The sequence below is a fragment of the Corallococcus aberystwythensis genome, from assembly GCF_003612165.1.
GTDB classification, from domain to species: Bacteria; Myxococcota; Myxococcia; order Myxococcales; family Myxococcaceae; genus Corallococcus; species Corallococcus aberystwythensis.
In genome coordinates, this window is the sequence record NZ_RAWK01000197.1 from 1 (window position 1) to 19,783 (window position 19,783).

13 protein-coding genes are annotated in these 19,783 nt (G+C 70.6%); 9 read left to right on the forward strand and 4 right to left on the reverse strand.

What is annotated here, in order from left to right; all coding sequences use genetic code 11:
- The first annotated feature begins 83 nt into the window (after positions 1–83).
- Positions 84–1,715 (forward strand): sigma 54-interacting transcriptional regulator, encoded by a 1,632-nt coding sequence (locus D7W81_RS28070; protein WP_120558466.1) that lies wholly within the window; start codon positions 84–86, stop codon positions 1,713–1,715.
- Between the two features lie 18 nt (positions 1,716–1,733).
- Here the strand turns inward: D7W81_RS28070 and D7W81_RS28075 are convergent, their stop codons facing one another.
- Complete coding sequence (locus D7W81_RS28075; RefSeq protein WP_120558467.1) at positions 1,734–3,680, reverse strand: APC family permease; 1,947 nt, start codon at positions 3,678–3,680, stop codon at positions 1,734–1,736.
- Positions 3,681–3,857: 177 nt separating this feature from the next.
- Here D7W81_RS28075 and D7W81_RS28080 point away from each other — a divergent pair, with 177 nt between their 5' ends.
- On the forward strand, positions 3,858–4,373 hold the full coding sequence (locus tag D7W81_RS28080; protein WP_120558468.1) for an RNA polymerase sigma factor: 516 nt from the start codon (positions 3,858–3,860) through the stop codon (positions 4,371–4,373).
- Between the two features lie 3 nt (positions 4,374–4,376).
- Here the strand turns inward: D7W81_RS28080 and D7W81_RS28085 are convergent, their stop codons facing one another.
- The gene (locus D7W81_RS28085) at positions 4,377–5,030 is read right to left on the reverse strand and encodes a DUF8685 domain-containing protein (RefSeq protein WP_120558469.1); all 654 of its coding nucleotides are present in this window, start codon (positions 5,028–5,030) and stop codon (positions 4,377–4,379) included.
- A 1-nt stretch (position 5,031) separates the two neighbouring features.
- The gene (locus D7W81_RS28090) at positions 5,032–7,209 is read right to left on the reverse strand and encodes a S46 family peptidase (RefSeq protein WP_120558470.1); all 2,178 of its coding nucleotides are present in this window, start codon (positions 7,207–7,209) and stop codon (positions 5,032–5,034) included.
- A 123-nt stretch (positions 7,210–7,332) separates the two neighbouring features.
- Between D7W81_RS28090 and D7W81_RS28095 the strand changes: the two genes are divergently transcribed.
- Positions 7,333–8,070 (forward strand): M50 family metallopeptidase, encoded by a 738-nt coding sequence (locus D7W81_RS28095; RefSeq protein ID WP_120558471.1) that lies wholly within the window; start codon positions 7,333–7,335, stop codon positions 8,068–8,070.
- A gap of 16 nt (positions 8,071–8,086) precedes the next feature.
- Here D7W81_RS28095 and D7W81_RS28100 read toward each other — a convergent pair whose 3' ends face one another.
- Entirely contained in the window at positions 8,087–8,746 is a 660-nt protein-coding gene (locus D7W81_RS28100) for an MBL fold metallo-hydrolase (RefSeq protein WP_120558472.1), read from the reverse strand.
- A gap of 106 nt (positions 8,747–8,852) precedes the next feature.
- On the opposite strand from D7W81_RS28100, the gene D7W81_RS28105 reads away from it, so the two are divergent.
- The 6 genes from D7W81_RS28105 to sppA all read left to right on the forward strand — a co-directional run bounded on the left by D7W81_RS28105 (position 8,853) and on the right by sppA (position 19,504).
- Positions 8,853–9,569, forward strand: a complete 717-nt coding sequence (locus tag D7W81_RS28105) for a hypothetical protein (RefSeq protein WP_120558473.1) — start codon at positions 8,853–8,855, stop codon at positions 9,567–9,569.
- Positions 9,570–9,855: 286 nt separating this feature from the next.
- Positions 9,856–12,234 (forward strand): DNA gyrase/topoisomerase IV subunit A, encoded by a 2,379-nt coding sequence (locus D7W81_RS28110; protein ID WP_208721478.1) that lies wholly within the window; start codon positions 9,856–9,858, stop codon positions 12,232–12,234.
- 10 nt (positions 12,235–12,244) lie between these two features.
- Positions 12,245–14,176: a DNA gyrase/topoisomerase IV subunit B gene (locus D7W81_RS28115; RefSeq protein ID WP_120558475.1), complete on the forward strand. Its 1,932-nt coding sequence runs from the start codon at positions 12,245–12,247 to the stop codon at positions 14,174–14,176.
- A gap of 98 nt (positions 14,177–14,274) precedes the next feature.
- Complete coding sequence (locus D7W81_RS28120; RefSeq protein ID WP_120558476.1) at positions 14,275–15,735, forward strand: PEGA domain-containing protein; 1,461 nt, start codon at positions 14,275–14,277, stop codon at positions 15,733–15,735.
- Positions 15,736–15,763: 28 nt separating this feature from the next.
- The gene (locus D7W81_RS28125) at positions 15,764–16,972 is read left to right on the forward strand and encodes a PEGA domain-containing protein (RefSeq protein WP_120558477.1); all 1,209 of its coding nucleotides are present in this window, start codon (positions 15,764–15,766) and stop codon (positions 16,970–16,972) included.
- Positions 16,973–17,020: 48 nt separating this feature from the next.
- The gene (gene sppA, locus D7W81_RS28130) at positions 17,021–19,504 is read left to right on the forward strand and encodes a signal peptide peptidase SppA (protein ID WP_120558478.1); all 2,484 of its coding nucleotides are present in this window, start codon (positions 17,021–17,023) and stop codon (positions 19,502–19,504) included.
- The last annotated feature ends 279 nt before the right edge of the window (positions 19,505–19,783 follow it).

Here is a 19,783-nt window from a genome sequence, read left to right on the forward strand (position 1 = left end):
GCCCCGGGTTGATGCCCGCGCACGCGCCGTGTAAAGCGCTGCGCGCGGCCCGGAGGTGAACGGGGCTTGGGAGAGAGTTCGTAATGCCGGAGCTGGTGTTCTTCCGTCGAGGCGAGGAAGTGCTGCGGGTGGCGGTGGATCGGGCGCGGGTGGTGCTCGGCCGGGGCGACTCCAGCGACGTGGCCATTCCGGATCCGGAGGTGAGCCGCCAGCAGGTGGCCCTCCTGTGGGACGGCCAGAAGTGCCGCGCGGAGGACCTGTCCGGCAAGGGCACGAAGGTCGCGGGCGCGGTGGTGGAGCGCGCGGACCTGCCGGACGGCGCGGACATCGAGCTGGGCCAGTGGCGCGCGGTGTTCCGCCAGCACGGCGCCAGCGAGGACGCGGACGCCGCCACGGAAGCCGGCAACGCCACCAGCGTGCAGGGCCGGGACGCGCAGCGCTGGCAGCCCGCGCAGCTGCGGGTGAGGCAGGGCGGCACGGAGGCCGTGCACCGGCTCACCGGCGACAGCTTCACGGTGGGCAAGGACGTGGGCAACGACCTGGTGCTCCAGGACCGGTTCATCTCCGGCCGGCACCTCAAGGTGACGCGGCGGGACGGCGTCTTCCACGTCGTGGACCTGCGCTCCACCAACGGCACCTGGCTGGGCCCGGTGCGCCTCTTCGAGGCGGAGGTGACGCTCCCCACCACGCTGCGCGTGGGCGAGGTGGAGCTGATTCTTGAGACCGTGCCCGCGACGAAGAAGGAGGCGCAGGCCTTCCACGGCATCCTCGGGAGCGACCCGTCCGTGCGGCAGCTCACGGACCTCATCCAGCGCGTGGCGCCGTCCACCGCCGCCGTCACCATCCTGGGGGAGTCCGGCACGGGCAAGGAGCTGGTGGCGAACGCGCTGCATGCGTGCTCGCCGCGCGCGAACCGGCCGCTCATCCCGGTCAACTGCGCCGCCATCTCCAAGGAGCTGATTGAGAGCGAGCTGTTCGGCCACGAGAAGGGCGCGTTCACCGGCTCCGTGGGGGCGCGCAAGGGCGCCTTCGAGGAGGCGGACGGCGGCACGCTGTTCCTGGACGAGATTGGCGAGCTGCCGCTGGACCTGCAGGCGAAGCTGCTGCGCGCGCTGGAGAGCGGCGAAATCAAGCGCGTGGGCGCCAGCCGCCCCATGCACGTGGACGTGCGCGTGGTGGCGGCCACCAACCGCGACCTCCTGGCCGCGGCGCGCGAGGGCCGCTTCCGCGAGGACCTCTACTACCGCCTGTGCGTCGTGCCGCTGCACCTGCCGCCCCTGCGCAACCGCCGGGGAGACGTGGTGGCGCTGGCGGAGCACTTCATGCGCGCGTTCGCCCCGCGCGGGCAGACGGTGCGCTTCACCCCGGCCGCGTTGGACCGCCTCCAGCAGCACGCCTGGCCGGGCAACATCCGCGAGCTGCGCAACGTGGTGCACCGCGCGCTGCTCCTGCGCAAGGGCCCGTCCATCGACGGCGGCGACCTGTCCTTCGACCAGGAGGTCAACCGCGAGACGGGCATCACCGTGCCGGAGCTGCCGCCGGGCATGACGCTGGAGCAGATGCTGGAGAAGCTGGAGCGGCAGATCATCGAAACCGCGCTGCGCCGCTTCAACAACAACCGCGAGCGCGTGGCGCGGGAGCTGGGCCTCGCGCGCTCCACCCTCTTCAAGCGCCTGAAGGACTGGGGCCTGACGAAGCAGGACGAACAGGAGTAGCGCTCCGGCCTCCCCGCCCTACCCCTGCCCGGGGTGGGCGGAGTTCCCCCAGGCCGAGTGCGGCGCCGGGTGCGCGGGCGTGCGCAGGTACCAGGGCACGCTGACCACCACCAGGCGCCGCTCGCCGGACAGGAGCAGCGCGCTTCGCAGCAGCTCCGAGCGGCGGCCGTAGAGCATGGCCCGGTACCAGCGCTTCTCCAGCAGCTCCGGCATCACGATGGCCACGGTGCGGCCCGGCACCTCCGCGAGCATCGCGTCCAGGTAGTCCATCAATGGCCACACCAGCGCGCGGTACGGCGACCCCACGTGCACCAGCGGCGGCGGCGTCCGCCCGGCCTCCATGAGCGGCCCCTGGACGAAGTGCTGCCATTGCGAATCCAGCGCCGCCTCGTCGGTGTCCCCGCTGCAGATGTGCACCGCGCGCACATCGCCGCTCAGCTGCAGCGCGAAGCGCAGCGCCGTCTCCGAGGCGTGGGACCAGCGGTCCACCGGCACCACGGCGACGAGCGGCGATGGGGGCGTCAGGCGCACGGGCCGCTTCAGCTCCGTGGCCTGGCGCGTGCGCGTGTACGAGGCGTGGACGCGCGACAGCACCAGCAGTCCCACGGGCACGATGACGAACGCGGCCCAGCCGCCGTGCACGAACTTGGACACGCCCACGATGCACAGCGTGAGCGCCGTCATCACCGCGCCCGCGCCGTTGAGGGTGCGGCGCCACCGCCAGCCCTCCTCGCCCCGGTGCCGGCTCCAGTGCACCACCATGCCCGCCTGCGACAGGGTGAAGGCCATGAGCGCGCCAATGGCGAAGAGCGGAATCAGCCGGTCCGTGATGCCCCGGCAGATGATCAGCAGCACGGCCGCCAGCCCGGACAGGGTGAGGATGCCGCGCGACAGGGCGAGCCTGCGGCCCCGGTGGGCGAAGCCGGGCGGCAGGTAGCGCTCGCGCGCCAGCACCTGGCAGACGAGCGGGAAGCCCGCGTAGCTGGTGTTCGCGGACAGCGCGAGCACGCAGAGGATGGCGGCCATGGCCACGAAGTAGAAGGCGCCGCGCCCCATCACCGCGGCGATGAGCTGCGAGAGCACCGTCTGGTAGTTCGCGCCGTCCGGGTCCGTGGCGCCCACGCCGTACGCCCGGCACAACAGCGCGATGCCCAGCAGCATCGTCACCAGGGTGCCCACGATGACGCCCAGCGTGACGCGCGCGCGGCGGATGGACGGGTCGCGGAAGATGGGCACGGCGTTGCTGATGGCCTCCACGCCCGTCATCGCCGTGCACCCGCTGGCGAAGGCGCGAATCACCAGCCACGCGCCCAGGGACGCGGTGGGCACCGCCAGGGGCGGCGGCTGCTGCACGGGCGTCGCGTCACCGGTGGCCAGCTTGAAGAGGCCCACGGCCAGCACCACGCTCAGCGACGCGATGAAGAACCACGTGGGCACGACGAACACGGCGCCCGCCTCGCTGACGCCGCGCAGGTTCACCAGGGTGAGCAGCGCCAGGATGCCCAGGGTGATGGGCAGCGTGTAGGGCCTCAGGGCGGGGAACGCGGACACCAGCGCGCCCGTGCCGGCGGAGATGCCCACGGCCACGTTGAGCAGGTAGTCCAGCATCAGCGCCGTGGCCGCCAGCAGCCCCGCGCCCCGCCCCAGGTTCTGCTTCGCCACCGTGTACGCGCCACCACCGCTGGGGTACGCGGCGATGGTCTGCGCGTACGAGCTCGCGACGATCATCAGGAGCCCGACGATGGCGGCGGTGATGGGAAAGAGCAGCCACAGGCCCCCCGCGCCCAGCGGACGCAGCACAGTGAGCGCGGCCTCCGGGCCGTACGCGGCGGAGGACAGCGCATCCAGGCCCAGGAGCGCCACGCCCGTAAGGACGCCCGTCTTCTCCTGCATCGCCTGGGCGCTGGTGAGCGGGCGTCCCAGGAGCAGGTCCGCGATGCCGTTGCCCTCGCGGCTGCGGGGCATGAACGGCCTCCTGCGTCCGTAGTTGGCCAGCTGAGCCATGGCGGCGTCTCCCTGGCCAGGAAGGTGCGCACCCGACATTTCCACCGGGTCCCCACCCTGGAGTCGCATGCCCCGCGGGGCCGTAGACCTTTTCGCGCGCCCGTTCGTTCCAGGGGAAGACACAGGAGACCGTCCACCATGGGCCCGCACGCCGCCGTCCTCGCCTTCCCCACCCTGGATGATTTGTACGCCCAGCACCGTCCCCGCGCGCTGGCCATCGCCCGGCGCATCGTGGGCGACACCGACGACGCGGAGGACGTGGTGCAGGACGTCTTCCTGCGCCTGTCGCGGCAGCCGCCGGGGCTGGACGGGCGGGCGACGTGGACCACGTGGCTGCACCGGGTGATGGTCAACAGCAGCATCAACTGGCTGCGCTCGCGCCGGCGCCGGGAACGGCTGACGCACGCGCCCCAGGAGGCCGTGTCGCCGGAGGCCCACGTCATGGGCGCGCAGATGCAGCAGCACTTCCACGAAGCGCTGGAGGAGGTGAACCCCCAGCAGCGGCAGGTGCTCTACCTGCGCGAGGTGCGCGGCCTGGGCTCCGCCGAAATCGCCCGGCTCCTGCGCATCCCCGAGGGCACCGTGAAGAGCGCCCTGCACCGCGGCCGCCAGCGCGCCCTCACCGTGATGGAGGAGCGCGGCCAGCGGCCCTGAAGACTATTCGTCGCCCTTGCTGCCCACGAACTGGTCACCCTTCTCCTTGAAGAGGAGGTTGAAGCTGGTGAGCGAGCCGTAGACGCGGGTGATGTAGCCCTGCATCTCCGCCTTCTCCGCGTCCGTGAGCTTGGGGTGCGCGTTGAGCTTCTGCTCCAGCACGCGGATGCGGTCGCGCACCATCGTGACCTTGTGGAACAGGCCGTCGATGGGCATGTCCTTGGGTTGAAGCTCCGGGTTGCCGGGCACCAGCCGCACCGTGCCGCCCTCCCACTTGCCCGCGAGCGGCGGATCACTGAGCGCCGCCGCCTCCCGGAAGATGTCCATCAGCTCTTCGCGCGTCATGTTCAGCCCTTCCAGGTCCACCACTTGGTGCGGATCCGCGCGGTGGCGCACCACCACCGGCGCCACGCTGCGCGCCGTGCGGGTCCGCGTGCTCGAAACCACGGGCGCCGGGGCCGCGGAGCCCCGGGGCGCGTACTTGTCACAGATGGGCGCGGAGGGCGGGAACATGCCGCGCGAGTGGTGCATGCGGCACGGCCCTACCCAGCCACGGTGATCCTCGGAGTGCGGACTCCAGAGCTTGCAGTTGCCGCACACCCGCTCGTCGGGGCGGAAGGTGGGAAGAGGCCGGGGTCCCGCTCCCGCGTCCGACATGTCAGCGCGCCTCCTTGGCCACCGGCTTGCCCTTGCGGACGTTGAGCTCGCGCAGGAGCGCGTCCGCGTCCTCGACCTGGTCGAGCTGCCACAGCAGGTAGCGCACGTCCACGTTGACGTTCCGGGCCACGTCCGGATTGTAGCCGAAGTCGTTCGCGACGTTCTCCCACACGCGGTCGAAGTTCACGCCCACCAGCTGGCCCTTGCCGTTCACCGTGGGGCTGCCGGAGTTGCCGCCCGTGGTGTCCGCGTCCGCCAGGAAGTCCACCGGCACGTCCTTCAGCCGGGGGTCCACCCACTGCCCGAACTTCTTCGCCGCGGCGGCGGCGCGCACCTTCTCCGGCGCGTTGAAGGGCTCCTCACCGGTGTGCTTCTGCAGCATCCCCGTCAGCGTCGTCTGCGGCAGGTACTGCGCGCCGTCGCGCGGCGTGTAGCCCTGCACCTTGGCGAAGGACACGCGCAGCGTGCTGTTGGCGTCCGGAGCAATGGGCTTGCCCGCTTGCGCCATCACCGCCTTGCGCCACGCCGGCCGCAGCCGGGAGGACGCGCCCTGGCGCCGGTCGCGCGTGTCATCCAGCGCGGCCTGCTCCTTCGCCAGCTCCATGCCGAACCCAAGCAGCGGGTCGCGGCGCGCGGTGAGCTGCCCCACGGACTCGTCCGCCATCTTCAGGCGCTCGGCCTGGTTGAACAGCTTCGTGCCCGCGTAGAGCGAGTCGATCTTCGCCGTGACGTCCTTCTGCGAGTACGTCTTGCCGAAGACGGCGTCCACGGACGCGATGCGCGCGTCCTGCGGGAGCGCCTGCGCGCGCTTCACGAACGCGTGCAGCAGGACCTTGTCCGCGGGGAGGAAGAGGTTCTTCTGCTCGCGCTCCAGGCGGTCCTTGATGCGCGGCAGCTCGCGGTCCATGTACTCCGGGCGGCGCTCCAGGTCCGGCTTCGCGCGTTCCATGGCCAGCCGGGACACGGACGTGGCCAGCGCGGGTCCCCGCGCCAGACGGCCGGACATGCTCAGGAGGAACTCGCGGTCGAAGGTCTTGGAGGACGCCTGCTGCTCCGCGAGCAGCGCCTCGCGGGCCTTGAGGGCGTCGCCCCACTTCGCGCTGTCCTTCTGCGCCCAGGCCACGGTGCCGGCCTCCGCGTCACGCTGCTTCTCCACGATGTGGCCGCGCTTCAGGCCCGCCAGTTGCCCGCCCGCGTTCTTGTAGACGTTGTGCAGGCTCTTGAGCTGCGAGGCCACGGCGATCTTCCCGGCCGGGTCCTTCTCCCCTTCGGCCTCCAGGATGCGGATGGCCTCGCCCAGCACGTCGCGGATGGCCGGGTAGTAGCGCGCCTGGCGCTCCGCCATCTCGTCCGCGAGCAGCGTGCGGAAGGTGGTGCCCGGGTAGCCCAGCACCATCACGAAGTCGCCGGGCTTCACGCCCTGCGTGGACAGCGGGAAGAAGAACTCCGCCTTGTAGGGCACGTTCTTGTCGCTGAACGCCGCGGAGGCACCGTCCGGCGCGGTGTACGCGCGGATGATGGCGAAGTCACCGGTGTGGCGCGGCCACATCCAGTTGTCCTCTTCCCCGCCGTACTCACCCACGGCGCGCGGCGGCGCGTAGACCAGGCGCACGTCCTGCAGCTCCACGGCGTCCACCAGCGTGTAGTTCACGCCGCCGTCGAAGGTGGCCACCTGGCAGCGGGTAGCGGGGCGCTTCTCGCACTCGGCCACCAGCTCCTTCTGCTTGCGGTCGATGGCCTTGTAGCGCGCGAGGTCATCCGCGCCCTGCGGCACGGCGCCGTTGACTTCCGCCGTCACGTCCTTGAAGCCGCGCGGCACCTGCACGCGCGAGCCCTTGCCCGGGAGCTCCTCCGCCTGGCTCTTGGCGAGGAAGCCGTCGGTGATGAGGTCCTTCTGCGGGGAGCTGTGCTCCTGGATGATGGAGAAGGCGCAGTGGTGGTTGGTGATGATGAGGCCGGAGGCGGAGATGAACGACCCGGAGCAGCCGCCGGTGTTCACCGTGCCCGCCAGCAGGCCCGTGCCGCGCTTGGGGTCCCACAGCTTGTCGGGCGGCAGCTGGAGCCCCTGGGCCTTGAGCCAGGCGGGGCTCAGCTCCAGCACCTGTTGGGGGGTCCACTTCCCTTCCCCGGCGAACACCGGGGCAGCCACGAGCGAGAGGAGAAGGAGCGTCTTCTTCATGGTGACCCTTCCCTACTCCGTCCGCCGCCCGGGCGCGACCGTTCCGGTGTCCCATGCGGGCGTTTTCGCGGAAGATGGAACGCGCTTGAATGTTCCGGTGTCCAGCCAGGAGGGGGACCAGCGATGCGGACCGCGAGCGGGGCGACACTGGATTTCGGAAGGCTGGCGCTGCTGCTCCTGCTGATGGGGGCGTCCTGGTACTTCTGGTACTCGCCGGTGCTGTGGCCGGTGAAGGTGCTGGTGGTGATGATGCATGAGACGGGGCATGCGCTCGCCGCGCTGCTCGTGGGGGGCTCCGTGGACCGGGTCCACCTCCAGGTGAATGAAGGGGGCAGCTGTTTCTCCCGCCTGCCGCCCGGCGTCTTCAACCGCATCGTCGTGTCGTCGGCGGGCTACCTGGGCAGCGCGGTGGCGGGCGCGGGGTTGATGCTGGCCACGTTCCGCTTCCGGCTGGGCCGCGCGGTGATGGGCGCGGCGTCCGTGTGGCTGGCGGTGATGGGCTTCTTCTACGCCGGAGACCTCTTCACCCTGGCCTTCTGCCTGGGCATGGCGCTGGCCATGGGGCTGGGGGCGCGGTTCCTGCCCACGGGGCTGGTGGACGCGCTCAACCTGTTCCTCGCGGCCTTCACGGCGCTCTACGCCATCTTCGACCTGCGGGACGACCTGTGGAACAGCGCGGTGCGCGCGCAGAGCGACGCGGCCATCCTCGCGAGCGAGACGTGGGTGCCCTCCATCGTCTGGGCGGCCCTGTGGACGCTCTTGTCCCTGGCCCTCCTGGGCATCTCCGCGTACTGGGCCATGCACGCGAAGCCGTCAGGCGGCGTGAAGATGCCGCCCATGGCCCGCGCGCGGCGGGTGTGAGCCCTGGGGCCGCGCGCTACTTGCGCGGCCGCATCCGGAAGGCCACGAAGGACGCCATGTCCGGGAAGCCGAAGTACGGGTTCTTCTGGCGGATGGCCTCCATCTGTTCCACCGGCACGTCCGCGTAGTCGTGCCCGGGGAACAGCCGCGCGGAGTCCGGCACCTTCGCCAGCACCTGCGACAGCGAGCGGTACATGTCCTCCGGGTTGCCGCCCGGGAAGTCGCACCGGCCGCACCCGTTGATGAAGACCGTGTCCCCGGACACGAGCGCGTCCTCCGCCAGCAGGCAGTGCGAGCCCGGCGTGTGCCCGGGGGTGTGCAGGGCCTGGAAGGTGCGTGCGCCCACCGGCACGGGGTCCCCCGCCTTCAGGGGCCGCAGCGCGTCTCCGCCCCGCTTGCGCAGGTCGCTGGAGAAGGCGACCTCCTCCGCCTGCGCGTACACTGGCACGTCGTGGCGCGACAGCAGCTCGTCCAGGCCGTTGATGTGGTCACCATGGCAGTGCGACACGAACGCGCCCACCACGCGCTTGCCGTCCTTCGCCACCGCCGCCTCGATGGCCGGCACGTCCCACGCCGGATCCACCACCACCACCTCCGGGCCGTCCTGGGGCCCCACGAGGTAGACGAAGTTGTCCATGGGTCCGAGCTTCAGCTGACGTACGTACGGTGTGGGCATGGCTGTCCTCCAGGCGGACACTCTACGCTCCAGACTTGCCGCCCCGGGGCCTGTTCCCTTTGAATGCCACCTTTCGCTGCCCCATGCCGTCAGGAGGTTCCTTTCCGTGAAGCGCCTGCCCACCCTGCTCGTCTGCTCGCTCCTGGCCAGCGCGACCGCTTCCGCCGCGGGGCGGAGTGCCTCCACGTTCCGCTACAAGCCGTCGCCGGATGACGAGCGTCCCGTCGTCGTGGATGCCACCATCGGGCCCCAGGGCAGCGACTTCGGCATGCGGCTGAAGTTCAACAAGGACCCGTTCGGCGAGGAGTGCAAGCAGCGCTGCGCCAACGTCACCCTCTTCCTGGACACCGACTCCAGCGTCCAGTCCGGCCTCCACCTGCCCAACACCAAGGCCCCGGAGAACGGCGCGGACCTGGCGGTCGTCATCCAGGGCGTGCGGGAGTACAAGCGCCAGGACGCCCCCCCGGAGATGGCCCTGCGCGTGAAGATCCGCCAGCTGAGCTCGGACGCCACCAGCGCGGACGGGGGCGAGCTGCTCGCGGACCTCAACCACAAGCAGGACCCGGAGCGCATCCAGACGGACGGCACCACCGTCTACCTCCTGGTGGACGCCACCAGCGCCCTCCTGCCCTCCGCACGCAAGGTGCGCGTCATCTACCACCCGCCAGGGAGCAAGGCCCTCACCGCGACCATCAACGGGATGGTCGGCACCAGCTCTGGCCGGGGCGTGCAGATCTTCAAGCGCGGCAGCGGCAACTGGGGCCGCGCCCCTGACGCCGAGGGCAAGAAGCCCCGCGCCAACCCCCCCGGCGACAACGGCTAGCCCAAGCAGGCCAGCAGCCAGGCCCCGGCAACGCGCCCCTCGGAATTCCGGGGGGTTGGCGGTGGGTTCTAGGCAGGCACAGGACTGTACGGACGTGCAGAAGTCCCCCGCTGGAGCCGACGCAACCTCCCGAATTCGTTCTCAATGTCAGAGGCCCATGGTAGTCCCGGCCACCTGACGTTGAGTGTCCGACCCGACTGGTAGTCGCAGGGCGTACGGCGCGGCCCGCGCGCCGCGTCACGCACGGTGGGGCGGCCCGTGTGACACCCATCTGGATTCCATGACCATGCTCGCAGAAGCCGAAACGAAGTCGCGCAAGAAGCAGGGAGGCCCGGGAGGGGGCGGAGGCAAGGGAGGCGGCGGCGCGTCCGGCGCCGGTGGCGGGGACTCTCTGCCCGCGGGCCTGGCCGAGGAAGCGCGCCGCCGGTACCTCAACTACGCCCTGTCGGTCATCACCTCGCGCGCCCTGCCCGACGTGCGCGACGGCCTCAAGCCGGTGCAGCGCCGCATCCTCTACGGCATGTGGAACGACCTGAACCTGTCGTTCGACACGAAGTACCAGAAGTGCGCGCAGGTCGTGGGCGCCATCATGGGCCGCTACCACCCGCACGGCGACACGGCCATCTACGACGCGCTCGTGCGCATGGCCCAGGACTTCTCCCTGCGCTACCCGCTGGTGGACGGCCACGGCAACTTCGGCTCGCTGGACGGCGACTCCGCCGCCGCCTACCGCTACACCGAGTGCCGCCTGGAGAAGCTGGCCACGGAGCTCTTGGGAGAGCTGGACAGCAAGACGGTCCGCTTCCGCCCCAACTACGACGGCACCCGGGACGAGCCCGTCGTCATCCCGGCGCGTGTGCCCCAGCTGTTGATGAACGGCACCACCGGCATCGCGGTGGGCATGGCCACCAACATCCCGCCCCACCACCTGGGAGAGCTGGTGGACGCGCTGCTGGCGCTCATCAACGACCCGGAGCTGCAGACCAAGGACCTGCTCAAGTGGATCAAGGGGCCGGACTTCCCCACCGGCGGGCAGATCCTCAACGACAAGAAGGAGCTGCGCGAAATCTACGAGACGGGCCAGGGCTCCGTCCGCATCCGCGGCGAGTACAAGCTGGAGGAGCACAAGCGCGGCGGTCAGATGATCGTCGTCACCTCCATCCCGTACACGGTGAACAAGTCCACGCTCGTCGCGAAGATTGGCGAGCTGGTGCGCGAGCGCAAGCTGCCGCTCATCACGGACGTGCGCGACGAGTCCACCAAGGACGTGCGCATCGTGATGGAGCTCAAGAAGGACGCCAACCCCGAGCTGGTGATGGCGTACCTCTACAAGCACACGCCCTTGCAGACGAACTTCGGCGTGAACCTCACCTGCCTCGTGCCCTCGGACAACCCGGACGTGGGCACGCCCAAGCGGTTGGACCTCAAGTCCATCCTCCGCTACTTCCTCGACTTCCGCCTGGAGATCGTCACCAAGCGCTTCGAGCACGAGCTGGCGGAGCTCAAGCGGCGCGTCCACATCCTCGAGGGCTTCGAGAAGGCCTACGACGCGCTGGATGAGATCATCCGGATCATCCGCCAGTCGGAGGGCAAGCAGGACGCCGCCCAGAAGTTGATGGCGCGCTTCAAGCTGGACGAGATCCAGGTGGACTCCATCCTGGAGATGCGCCTCTACAAGCTGGCCCGCCTGGAGATCCTCATCGTCCAGAAGGAGCTCAAGGAGAAGCGCGCGGAGATCAAGCGCATCGAGGGCATCCTCAAGGACGTGAAGAAGCGCTGGTCCGTCATCCACGACGAGCTGTCCGGCCTCAAGACCGCGTACACCGACAAGCGCCGCACGCGCATTGGCGGCGCGGGCTCCGAGGAGATGGAGTTCTCCGCGGAGGCGTTCATCGCGGACGAGGACGCCCACGTCGTCATCACCCGCGACGGGTGGATCAAGCGCGTGCGCGAAGTGAAGGACCCGTCCACCACCCGCCTGCGTGAAGGCGACGCGGTGATGGCGGTGCTCGCCGGCAGCCTGAAGGCGAACCTGGTGCTGTTCAGCAACTTCGGCACCGCCTACGTCACCCGCTTCAACGACGTGCCGGCCTCCACCGGCTACGGCGACCCGGTGCAGAAGCTGTTCAAGTTCGACGACGGCGAGCGCGTGGTGGGCGCCCTGTCCCAGGATGCCCGCCTGCCCCAGCCGGAGAAGCTGGTGGCGGTGACGCGCCAGGGCCTGGGCCTGCGCTTCCTGCTCCAGCCGCACACGGAAGTGTCCACCCGCGCCGGCCGTCGCTACGCGAAGACGGGCGAGGGGGATGAAATCATCGGCACGCAGCCGGTGGGTGACAAGGACCTGCTCGCCGTCCTCACGGAGAAGACCAACGCCCTCGTCTGCAAGGTGGCGGAGGTGAATGAACTGGCCGGCCCCGGCAAGGGCGTCCAGGTCATCAAGGTGGACGCGGGCGACAAGGTGGTGGACTTCCTCGCGGCTCCCGCGAGCCAGAAGGACGCCGTCCTGGAATTCGAGACGCAGAAGGGCCGCAAGCTGCACCTGTCACCGGCGAAGTTCGGGGTGACGGGGCGCGGCGGCAAGGGCCATGAGATGTCCAAGCGCGACACGGTGAAGGAGGTGGCGCGGCCCGTCACCTTCGTGCCGCTGCCGGAGAAGAAGGAGTAGCGGGAAGGCCATGGCGACCAAGAAGGAAAGCTACACAGGCGCGGACATCCAGGTCCTGGAAGGCCTGGAGCCGGTGCGCAAGCGCCCGGCCATGTACATCGGTGGTACCGACACCACGGGCTACCACCACCTCCTCTGGGAGATCGTCGACAACTCGGTGGACGAGGTCATCAACGGCTTCGCGTCCCTCATCGAAGTCACGCTCCACAAGGGCGGCAAGTCCATCACCGTCGTGGACAACGGGCGCGGCATCCCCGTGGACATGATGCCCAAGCACAAGAAGCCCGCCGTGGAGGTCATCCTCACGACGCTGCACGCGGGCGGCAAGTTCGAGCAGGGCAACTACATCCACTCGGGCGGTCTGCACGGCGTGGGCAGCTCCGTGGTGAACGCGCTCACCAGCAAGCTGCTCATCGAAATCAAGAAGGACGGCAAGCGCCACGTGCAGTCGTACGCGCGCGGCAAGGCGACCAGCCCCCTCAAGGTGGAGGGCCCCGCGCGCGGCACCGGCACGTCCATCACCTTCGAGCCGGACGCCGAAATCTTCGGCGAGAAGCAGAAGTTCGACGCGGAGGTCGTGCGCGAGCGCCTGGAGGCGAAGAGCTACCTGCACAAGGGCATGACCGTCGTCTGGAAGGACGAGACGGCCACGCCCGCCGTGTCGGAGACGTTCAAGCACGACGGCGGCATCGCCGAGTACCTCACCAAGGTCGTGTCGGAGCGCCAGAAGCCCATCGTCCCCGCGGGCGGCACGCCGTTCTACTACTCGCGCGACAACGAGGTCCGCCTGGAGGTGTCGCTGGCGTGGACGGAGGCCACGGACGAGCACATCCGCTCGTACGTCAACGGCATCCCCACGAACCTGGGCGGCACGCACGAGGCGGGCTTGAAGGCCGCCATCGTCAAGGCGATGCGCAACTACATCGAGACGCACGGCCTGACGCCCAAGGGCGTGACGCTCACCGCGGAGGACATCCGCGAGGGCATCACCGCCATCCTCTCCGTGTACGTGGTGGAGCCCCAGTTCCAGGGGCAGACGAAGGGCCGCCTCAACAACCCGGAGACGACGGCGCAGGTGGACGGCGCCGTCCGCCCGGCGCTGGAGAAGTGGTTCAACGACAACAAGTCCATCGCGGAAGCGCTGCTGGCGCGCATCATCCTGGCCGCCCGCGCGCGCGAAGCCTCCCGCGCGGCCTCCGCCGCCATCAGCCGCAAGTCCGCGGTGAGCCACCGGCTCAACCTCCCCGGGAAGCTGGCGGACTGCTCGTCCACGGACCCGCAGTCCAGCGAGCTGTTCATCGTGGAAGGTGACTCCGCAGGCGGCTCCGCCAAGCAGGGCCGCGACCGGCGCACCCAGGCCATCCTCCCCTTGCGCGGCAAGGTGCTCAACGCGGAGCAGGCGTCCACCGACAAGGTGGCCACCAACAAGGAGCTCCAGGACATCGTCAGCGCGCTGGGCTGCGGCATCGGGTCCGACTTCGACATCACGAAGCTGCGATACGGCCGCGTCTTCCTGCTGATGGACGCGGACAGCGACGGCCACCACATCGCCACGCTGCTGCTCACGTTCTTCTACCGGCACCTCAGGCCGCTGATTGAAGCGGGCGCGGTGCACATCGCCCAGCCGCCGCTGTACCGGGTGGACATTGGCAAGGAGACGTACTGGGCCCTGGACGAACCGGACCGCGACCGCATCATCCGCGAGAAGGCCAAGGGCAACGCCAAGCCCAACATCATGCGCTTCAAGGGTCTGGGCGAGATGACGGCCGATGAGCTCAAGACGACCACGCTCGATGCGAAGAACCGCATCAGCCTGCGCGTCACCATCGACAACGCGCTGGAGACCGACCGCATCATCAATGACCTGATGGGCAAGGATGTCTCGGCGCGTTACAAGTTCATCACCGAAATGGCGGGCGAGGTCCAGGAGCTGGACGTCTAAGGAAAGCGGGAGTCCCCGCACACCCGGGACGGGCGCGATTCCGTCCTGGGTGGAGCATTGGTCTTCCGCCCCGCCGGTCGGCTAGCATCCGCCGCATCGTGAACACTGCCCGTCTTGCCCTGACTGTCGCGCTCGCCTGTGTGCTGAGCGCTCCCGCCGCCGACGCCGCCACCAAGCGGAAGTCCGCCGCGAAGAAGAAGCGCCCCGCCGCCACCAAGAAGGTGCCCGCACCCGTCCCCGAGGACACCTTCACCCCTCCGGATGAAGCGGCCTCCGCGTCGGACGCGCCCGTGGCGCCCAAGGCGGCCACCCCCACCCCGCTCGCTCCGGCCAGGCCCACCGCCCCGAAGGTGGCGGACGTTCCGGCCCCGGCGGTGCGCGCGGCGCCGTCCAACGCGGTGGCCATCTTCGGCGTGTCCCGCCAGCCGGCCGCGGCGGACTCGGCGGCCAAGCTGGAGGACACGCTCACCCGGAAGCTGGGCAGCGCGGGCGACATCCAGTTCGTGGACCTGGCCACCGCCTTCCCGCCGCCGGAGCCGCAGGGCAACCCCCGGGGCGACGCGCTCTTCGACGAGGGCCGCGCCGCGTACGACAACCTGGACCCGGACAGCGCCGCGGTGAAGTTCAAGGCGGCCGCGGAAGCCTACGTGCAGCGCCCCGGCGACCTGCGTCCGGAGAAGCTGGGGGAGACGTACCTCTTCCAGGGCGCGTCGCAGCTGCTCAACGGCGACGTGGCGGGCGCGAAGGCGTCCTTCACCCACGCGCTGGTGGCGGAGCCGTCCCTGCGCCCGGACGCGGGCATGTTCGGCCAGGACGTGCAGCGGGTGTTCGCGGAGGCCCAGAGTGAGCTGAACGCGCAGCCGCAGGGCACGCTGGTGGTGAACTCCCTGCCGCAGGGCGCGCGCGTGCTGGTGCGCGGCCGTGACGTGGGCGCGACGCCGCTGTCCGGCGCGAAGCTGGCCCCGGGTAACTACCCCGTGCAGGTGGTGCTGCCGGGCTACGCCCCGTTCGCGACGTTCGCGGAGGTGAAGCCGTCCGCGCCCACGGAGCTGAAGACGAAGCTGGCGTCCGCGCCGGGCCTGTCCGCGCTGCGTGACGCGGCGTCGAAGGCCGGCACCGAAGCCGCGTTCGACGCGGATGGCGTGCCGCCGGAAGTGGGCGCAATCGGCGAGCGGCTCAACGCCCGCTACGTGGTGCTGGCGGCGTCCTTCCAGGACAAGAAGGGCCGGCTGCACGGCGAGGTGCAGGCGTGGGACCTGCGCACGAAGAACCGCCTGCGCGGCGTGGAGGTGGACTTCACGAAGCGCGACGGCAAGGGCAGCGCGGAGGCCGCGGCGGACCAGGTGCACACCTTCCTCGCCGGCGCGGCCCTGCCCCAGGGCCGCGAGGACTCGAAGGAGCCGCTCGTGTCCAGCGACTCCGTGCTGCGCAAGCCCTGGTTCTGGGCCGCGGCGGCGGGCGTGGCGGCGGTGACGGCGGGCGTGGTGTACGTGGCCACGACGGACCGCGGCGCCGGCTTCAACCCGGTGAATGGTCTGCCCGGTGGAATTTCCTTCTAGCCCGGGCGTCAAGCGCACAGGACTCCTCATGAAAGCCCTTCAGCTCGCGCTCGTGCTGCTGCCCGCCCTGGCGCTGTCCGCTTCGCCCCCGGCCGGCCGCGTCTCCGCGCTGCTCATCCCCATGGACCCGTCGTCCGAGTCCTCCGGGGTGCAGATGGAGAGCTACATGAACGAGGCGCTCGGCAACTTCGCCAGCTACTCCGTGCGCAAGCCGCGCGACCTCTTCGGCCTGCCGGATGACCCGGCCGCTCAGGCCTCCTTCCAGCGCGCGAAGAAGGGCTACGAGGAGAGCGTCAAGGCCTTCGATGCGCGCGACTACGAGGACGCGGAGCGCAAGGTGCGCGCCACCCTCAAGGAGCTGGAGGGCTCCGTCGCGTCCATGACCTCCTGCTTCCCGCTGTGCGACGCGCTGGCCCTGCACGGCGCCATCCTCCAGCTGCGGGGCGACGTGGAGGAGGCGAAGCTGCTGCTCATCGACCTGATGGCGCTCAACCCCACGTTCGAGATGAACCCCAAGCGCTTCAGCCGGGAGTTCATCAGCCTGCGCGTGCAGGTGGCGACGAGCCGCACCTCACAGCTGCGCGGCAGCGCCACCTTCAAGTCCCGGCCCGCGGGCGCCCGCGTCTACGTGGACGGCGAGCCGGTGGGCTACACGCCGGTGACGCTGCCCACGCTGCCGGTGGGCAAGCACCTGGTTCGCATGGAGCGGCCGGGCTTCCGGCAGTTCGGGCAGATCGCCGAGGTGACGCCGGACGACGTGGAGGTCAACACCACGCTGGTGCCGACGGCCACCTACAAGGCCTACGACGCGCAGCTGGACAAGGTGATTCCGGACGTGTCGCGCGCCAGCGACAAGCCGGCCAACGCCGTCGCCTCGCTGGGCAAGTCGCTGAGCCTGGACCGGGCCATGGTGGGCACCGTGCGCGTCATCCCGGAGCGGGGCACGGAGCTGGCGGTGGCGTTCTTCGACGTGAAGAGCGGCAAGCGCCTGGGCTCGCGCAGGCTGGTGCTCCAGGGTGACGAGTACGGGCAGCTCAAGTCGGAGATGGAGCGGGTGGTCAACCAGCTCATCAACACCGAGGGCGAACAGATCATCAAGAAGCGCGACCCGCTGGACAACCGCAGCGGCGCGGAGGACTGGGGTTCGGAGGACCGGGGTGGCAATTCCCGACAGTCCGTCAAGAAGCACTCCGGGGATGATCCGCTGGAAGACGTGTCGGGTACCGAGGACTGGTGACACGCGGCGCTTGTCCCGGGACGGCTCGCCTCTAGAGTCCCGGGCCGTATGCGCCACCTGCCGCTGCTCGCCCTCCTCCCCAGCCTTGCCCTTGCCCAGACGGGCGCCGTCGACCGCGCCCCTGCCCCGCCCCGGGGCGTCACGCTGCCGCCCACCAACGCGGCGCTGATTGACGAGGCACCCGCGCTGTCGCTCAACCCCGCCGGACTGGGCTTCCAGGACGCGGGGCAGCTCTTCTACCTCCACGAGCGCAACCTCGAATCCGACTCCGTCGGCGACGCCGTCTTCCTGGGCACGCGCCTCCTGGGCCTGGGCGCGGGCTTCTCCCTGGAGTGGATCCGCGGGGAGAACGCGCCGGACTACCGCAAGACGTCCTTCGGCCTGTCGCTGGGGCCGCGCACGCTGCAGCTGGGCGCCGCCCTGCACGACTTCAGCTCGGATGACCGCCGCATCGGCGGGTTGACCAGCTGGGACGTGGGCCTCACCGCCCGCCCCTTCCGCGCCCTGTCGCTGGCCGCGGTGGCGAAGGACGTGAATGCCCCGGAGCAGGACGGCCTCAAGCTGCCGCGCCGCTACAACTTCGGCGTGGGCCTGCGCCCGCTGGGCGAGCGCTACACGCTGGGCGTGGACTGGCTCTTCGCGGAAGGAGGCTTCCGGGAGGGGCAGGCCACGTACACGCTCCAGGCGGAGGTGGTGTCCGGCGTGCGGCTGGGAGGCGGTCTGTCCCACGGCTTCGTCAGCGGCATCCCGCTGGCGCTCCAGTTCGCGGCCACGGTGGACCTGGGCCACGCGGGGCTGACGTACGCGGCGGGCGGCGCGGGCGACGGCCTGGACCACGTGCTGCAGCTGCGCCTGTCGTCGGAGCGCTACCGCTCCGTGCACGGCGGCGGCGGCGTGGTGGCGCTGCTGGACCTGGACGACATGTTGTCGGGCGGCTCCAGCCCCGTGCTGTCGCTCTTGGGCGTGAGCGAGCCGGACCCGTACCTGCGCCTGATGAAGTTCCTGGACCTGGCCACGCGCGACGAACGGCTGAAGGGCGTGGTGGTGAAGATGGAGGGGCTGCCCGGCGTGGGCTGGGGCACGGCGGAGGAGCTGCGCCAGGCGCTGCTCAAGCTGCGCGAGGCGGGCAAGAAGGTCGTGGTGGTGATGCTGTCCGGGGATGACCGCAGCTACCTCGTCGCGTCCGCGGCGGACAGCGTGTACGCGCTGACGGAGGCGTCGCTGCCCATCAACGGCCTGTCCGCCTCGGTGACGTTCCTGGGCGGCACCATGGAGAAGCTGGGCGTGACGTGGGACGTGGCGCGCGTGGGTGAATACAAGACGGCGATGGAGCAGTTCACCCGCTCCGACATGAGCCCCGCGGAGCGCGAGACGCTGAACGCGTACCTGGACGCCCAGGTGGCCCACTACGAGAAGGCCGTGGAGGCGGGGCGCAAGCTGCCCCCGGAGAAGCTGCGCGCCGCGTGGGCCCAGGGCATCCTGTCCTCGAAGCGGGCGCAGGCGGCGGGCCTGCTGGACGGCGTGGTGTCCGCGACGGAGCTGGACGCGCGCGTCGCGGAGTGGTTCCCCGGGCTGCGCTTCCACCCGGCGTACTCGCCCCGCGACGAGCGCGAGGACCGCTGGGGCCTGCGCCGCCGCATCGCGGTGGTGCCGGTGCTGGGCGACATCACCGGGGGCCGCAGCCGCGAGGATCCGCTGGGCTTCGCGCAGCTGGCGGGCGCGGAGACGGTGGTGCGCGCGCTGCAGGAGGCGCAGGAGGATCCGTCCGTGGTGGCCATCGTCCTGCGCGTGGACTCGGGCGGCGGCGACGTGCTGGCGTCCGACCTGATGTACCGCGCGGTGCTGGAGGCGAAGAAGCACAAGCCCGTCGTCGCCTCCATGGGCGACGCGGCGGCGTCCGGCGGCTACTACGCGGCGGTGGCCGCGGACGAGGTGCTGGCGGAGCCCACCACGCTGACGGGCAGCATCGGCGTCTTCTACCCGAAGCCCGCGCTGGAGGGCCTGGGCACGAAGCTGGGGGTGAGCCAGGAGACGCTCAAGCGCGGCGACATGGCGGACCTGCTGGAGTGGTGGAAGCCGTGGACGCCCGAACAGCTGGCCGCGGTGCAGACCTGGGTGGACGACTCCTACGACACGTTCATCACGGAGGTGGCCCGCAACCGGAAGATGGACAAGGCGAAGGTGGACGCCGTGGCGCGGGGCCGGGTGTGGAGCGGCAAGGACGCGCTCGCCCGCGGGCTGGTGGACGGGCTGGGCGGCCTGCCGGAGGCCATCGCGTCGGCTCGCAAGCGCGCGAAGGTGCCCCCAGCGGAGGACCTGGACCTGGACGTCATGGGTGACGCGCGCGGCTTCTTGTCCGGCCTGGGGGGTGAGCCCGGAGTGCACGCGCTGGCGGGGGTGCTCCTGCCAGTGCTGCCGGAGCGCCCGCCGGAAGCGCTGGCCGTGCTCGCCCGGGAGGTGGGGCTGGGGTCGCCCGAGCTCCTGCGCCCCGGGCTGAAGGCCATGATGCCCTTCCGCCTGCGCATCCGCTGAAGGCCCCAGGCCTGTCCTGGCGGGGTCGCCCGGTGGACAACCCACGCACACGGGCGGCGAAATTGCGGGCGCCCCATCCGGGCGCTCTGTTAGGGTGGTGAGTGCCTCCCGGCCGGCGCTAGGGCCGTCGGGGGGTTTCAGGAACCGGCGGTTTCGGCCTTCTCGCAGGCCCCGCGTCCGGCTTCCTGTCCCAAAACCTGCTTCCTGACGTCCCCGGCGGCCCCCTGTGGCCGTCGCCCTCAAGGGCCGTCACGCGTGGAGCCCCATGAGCGAGAATTC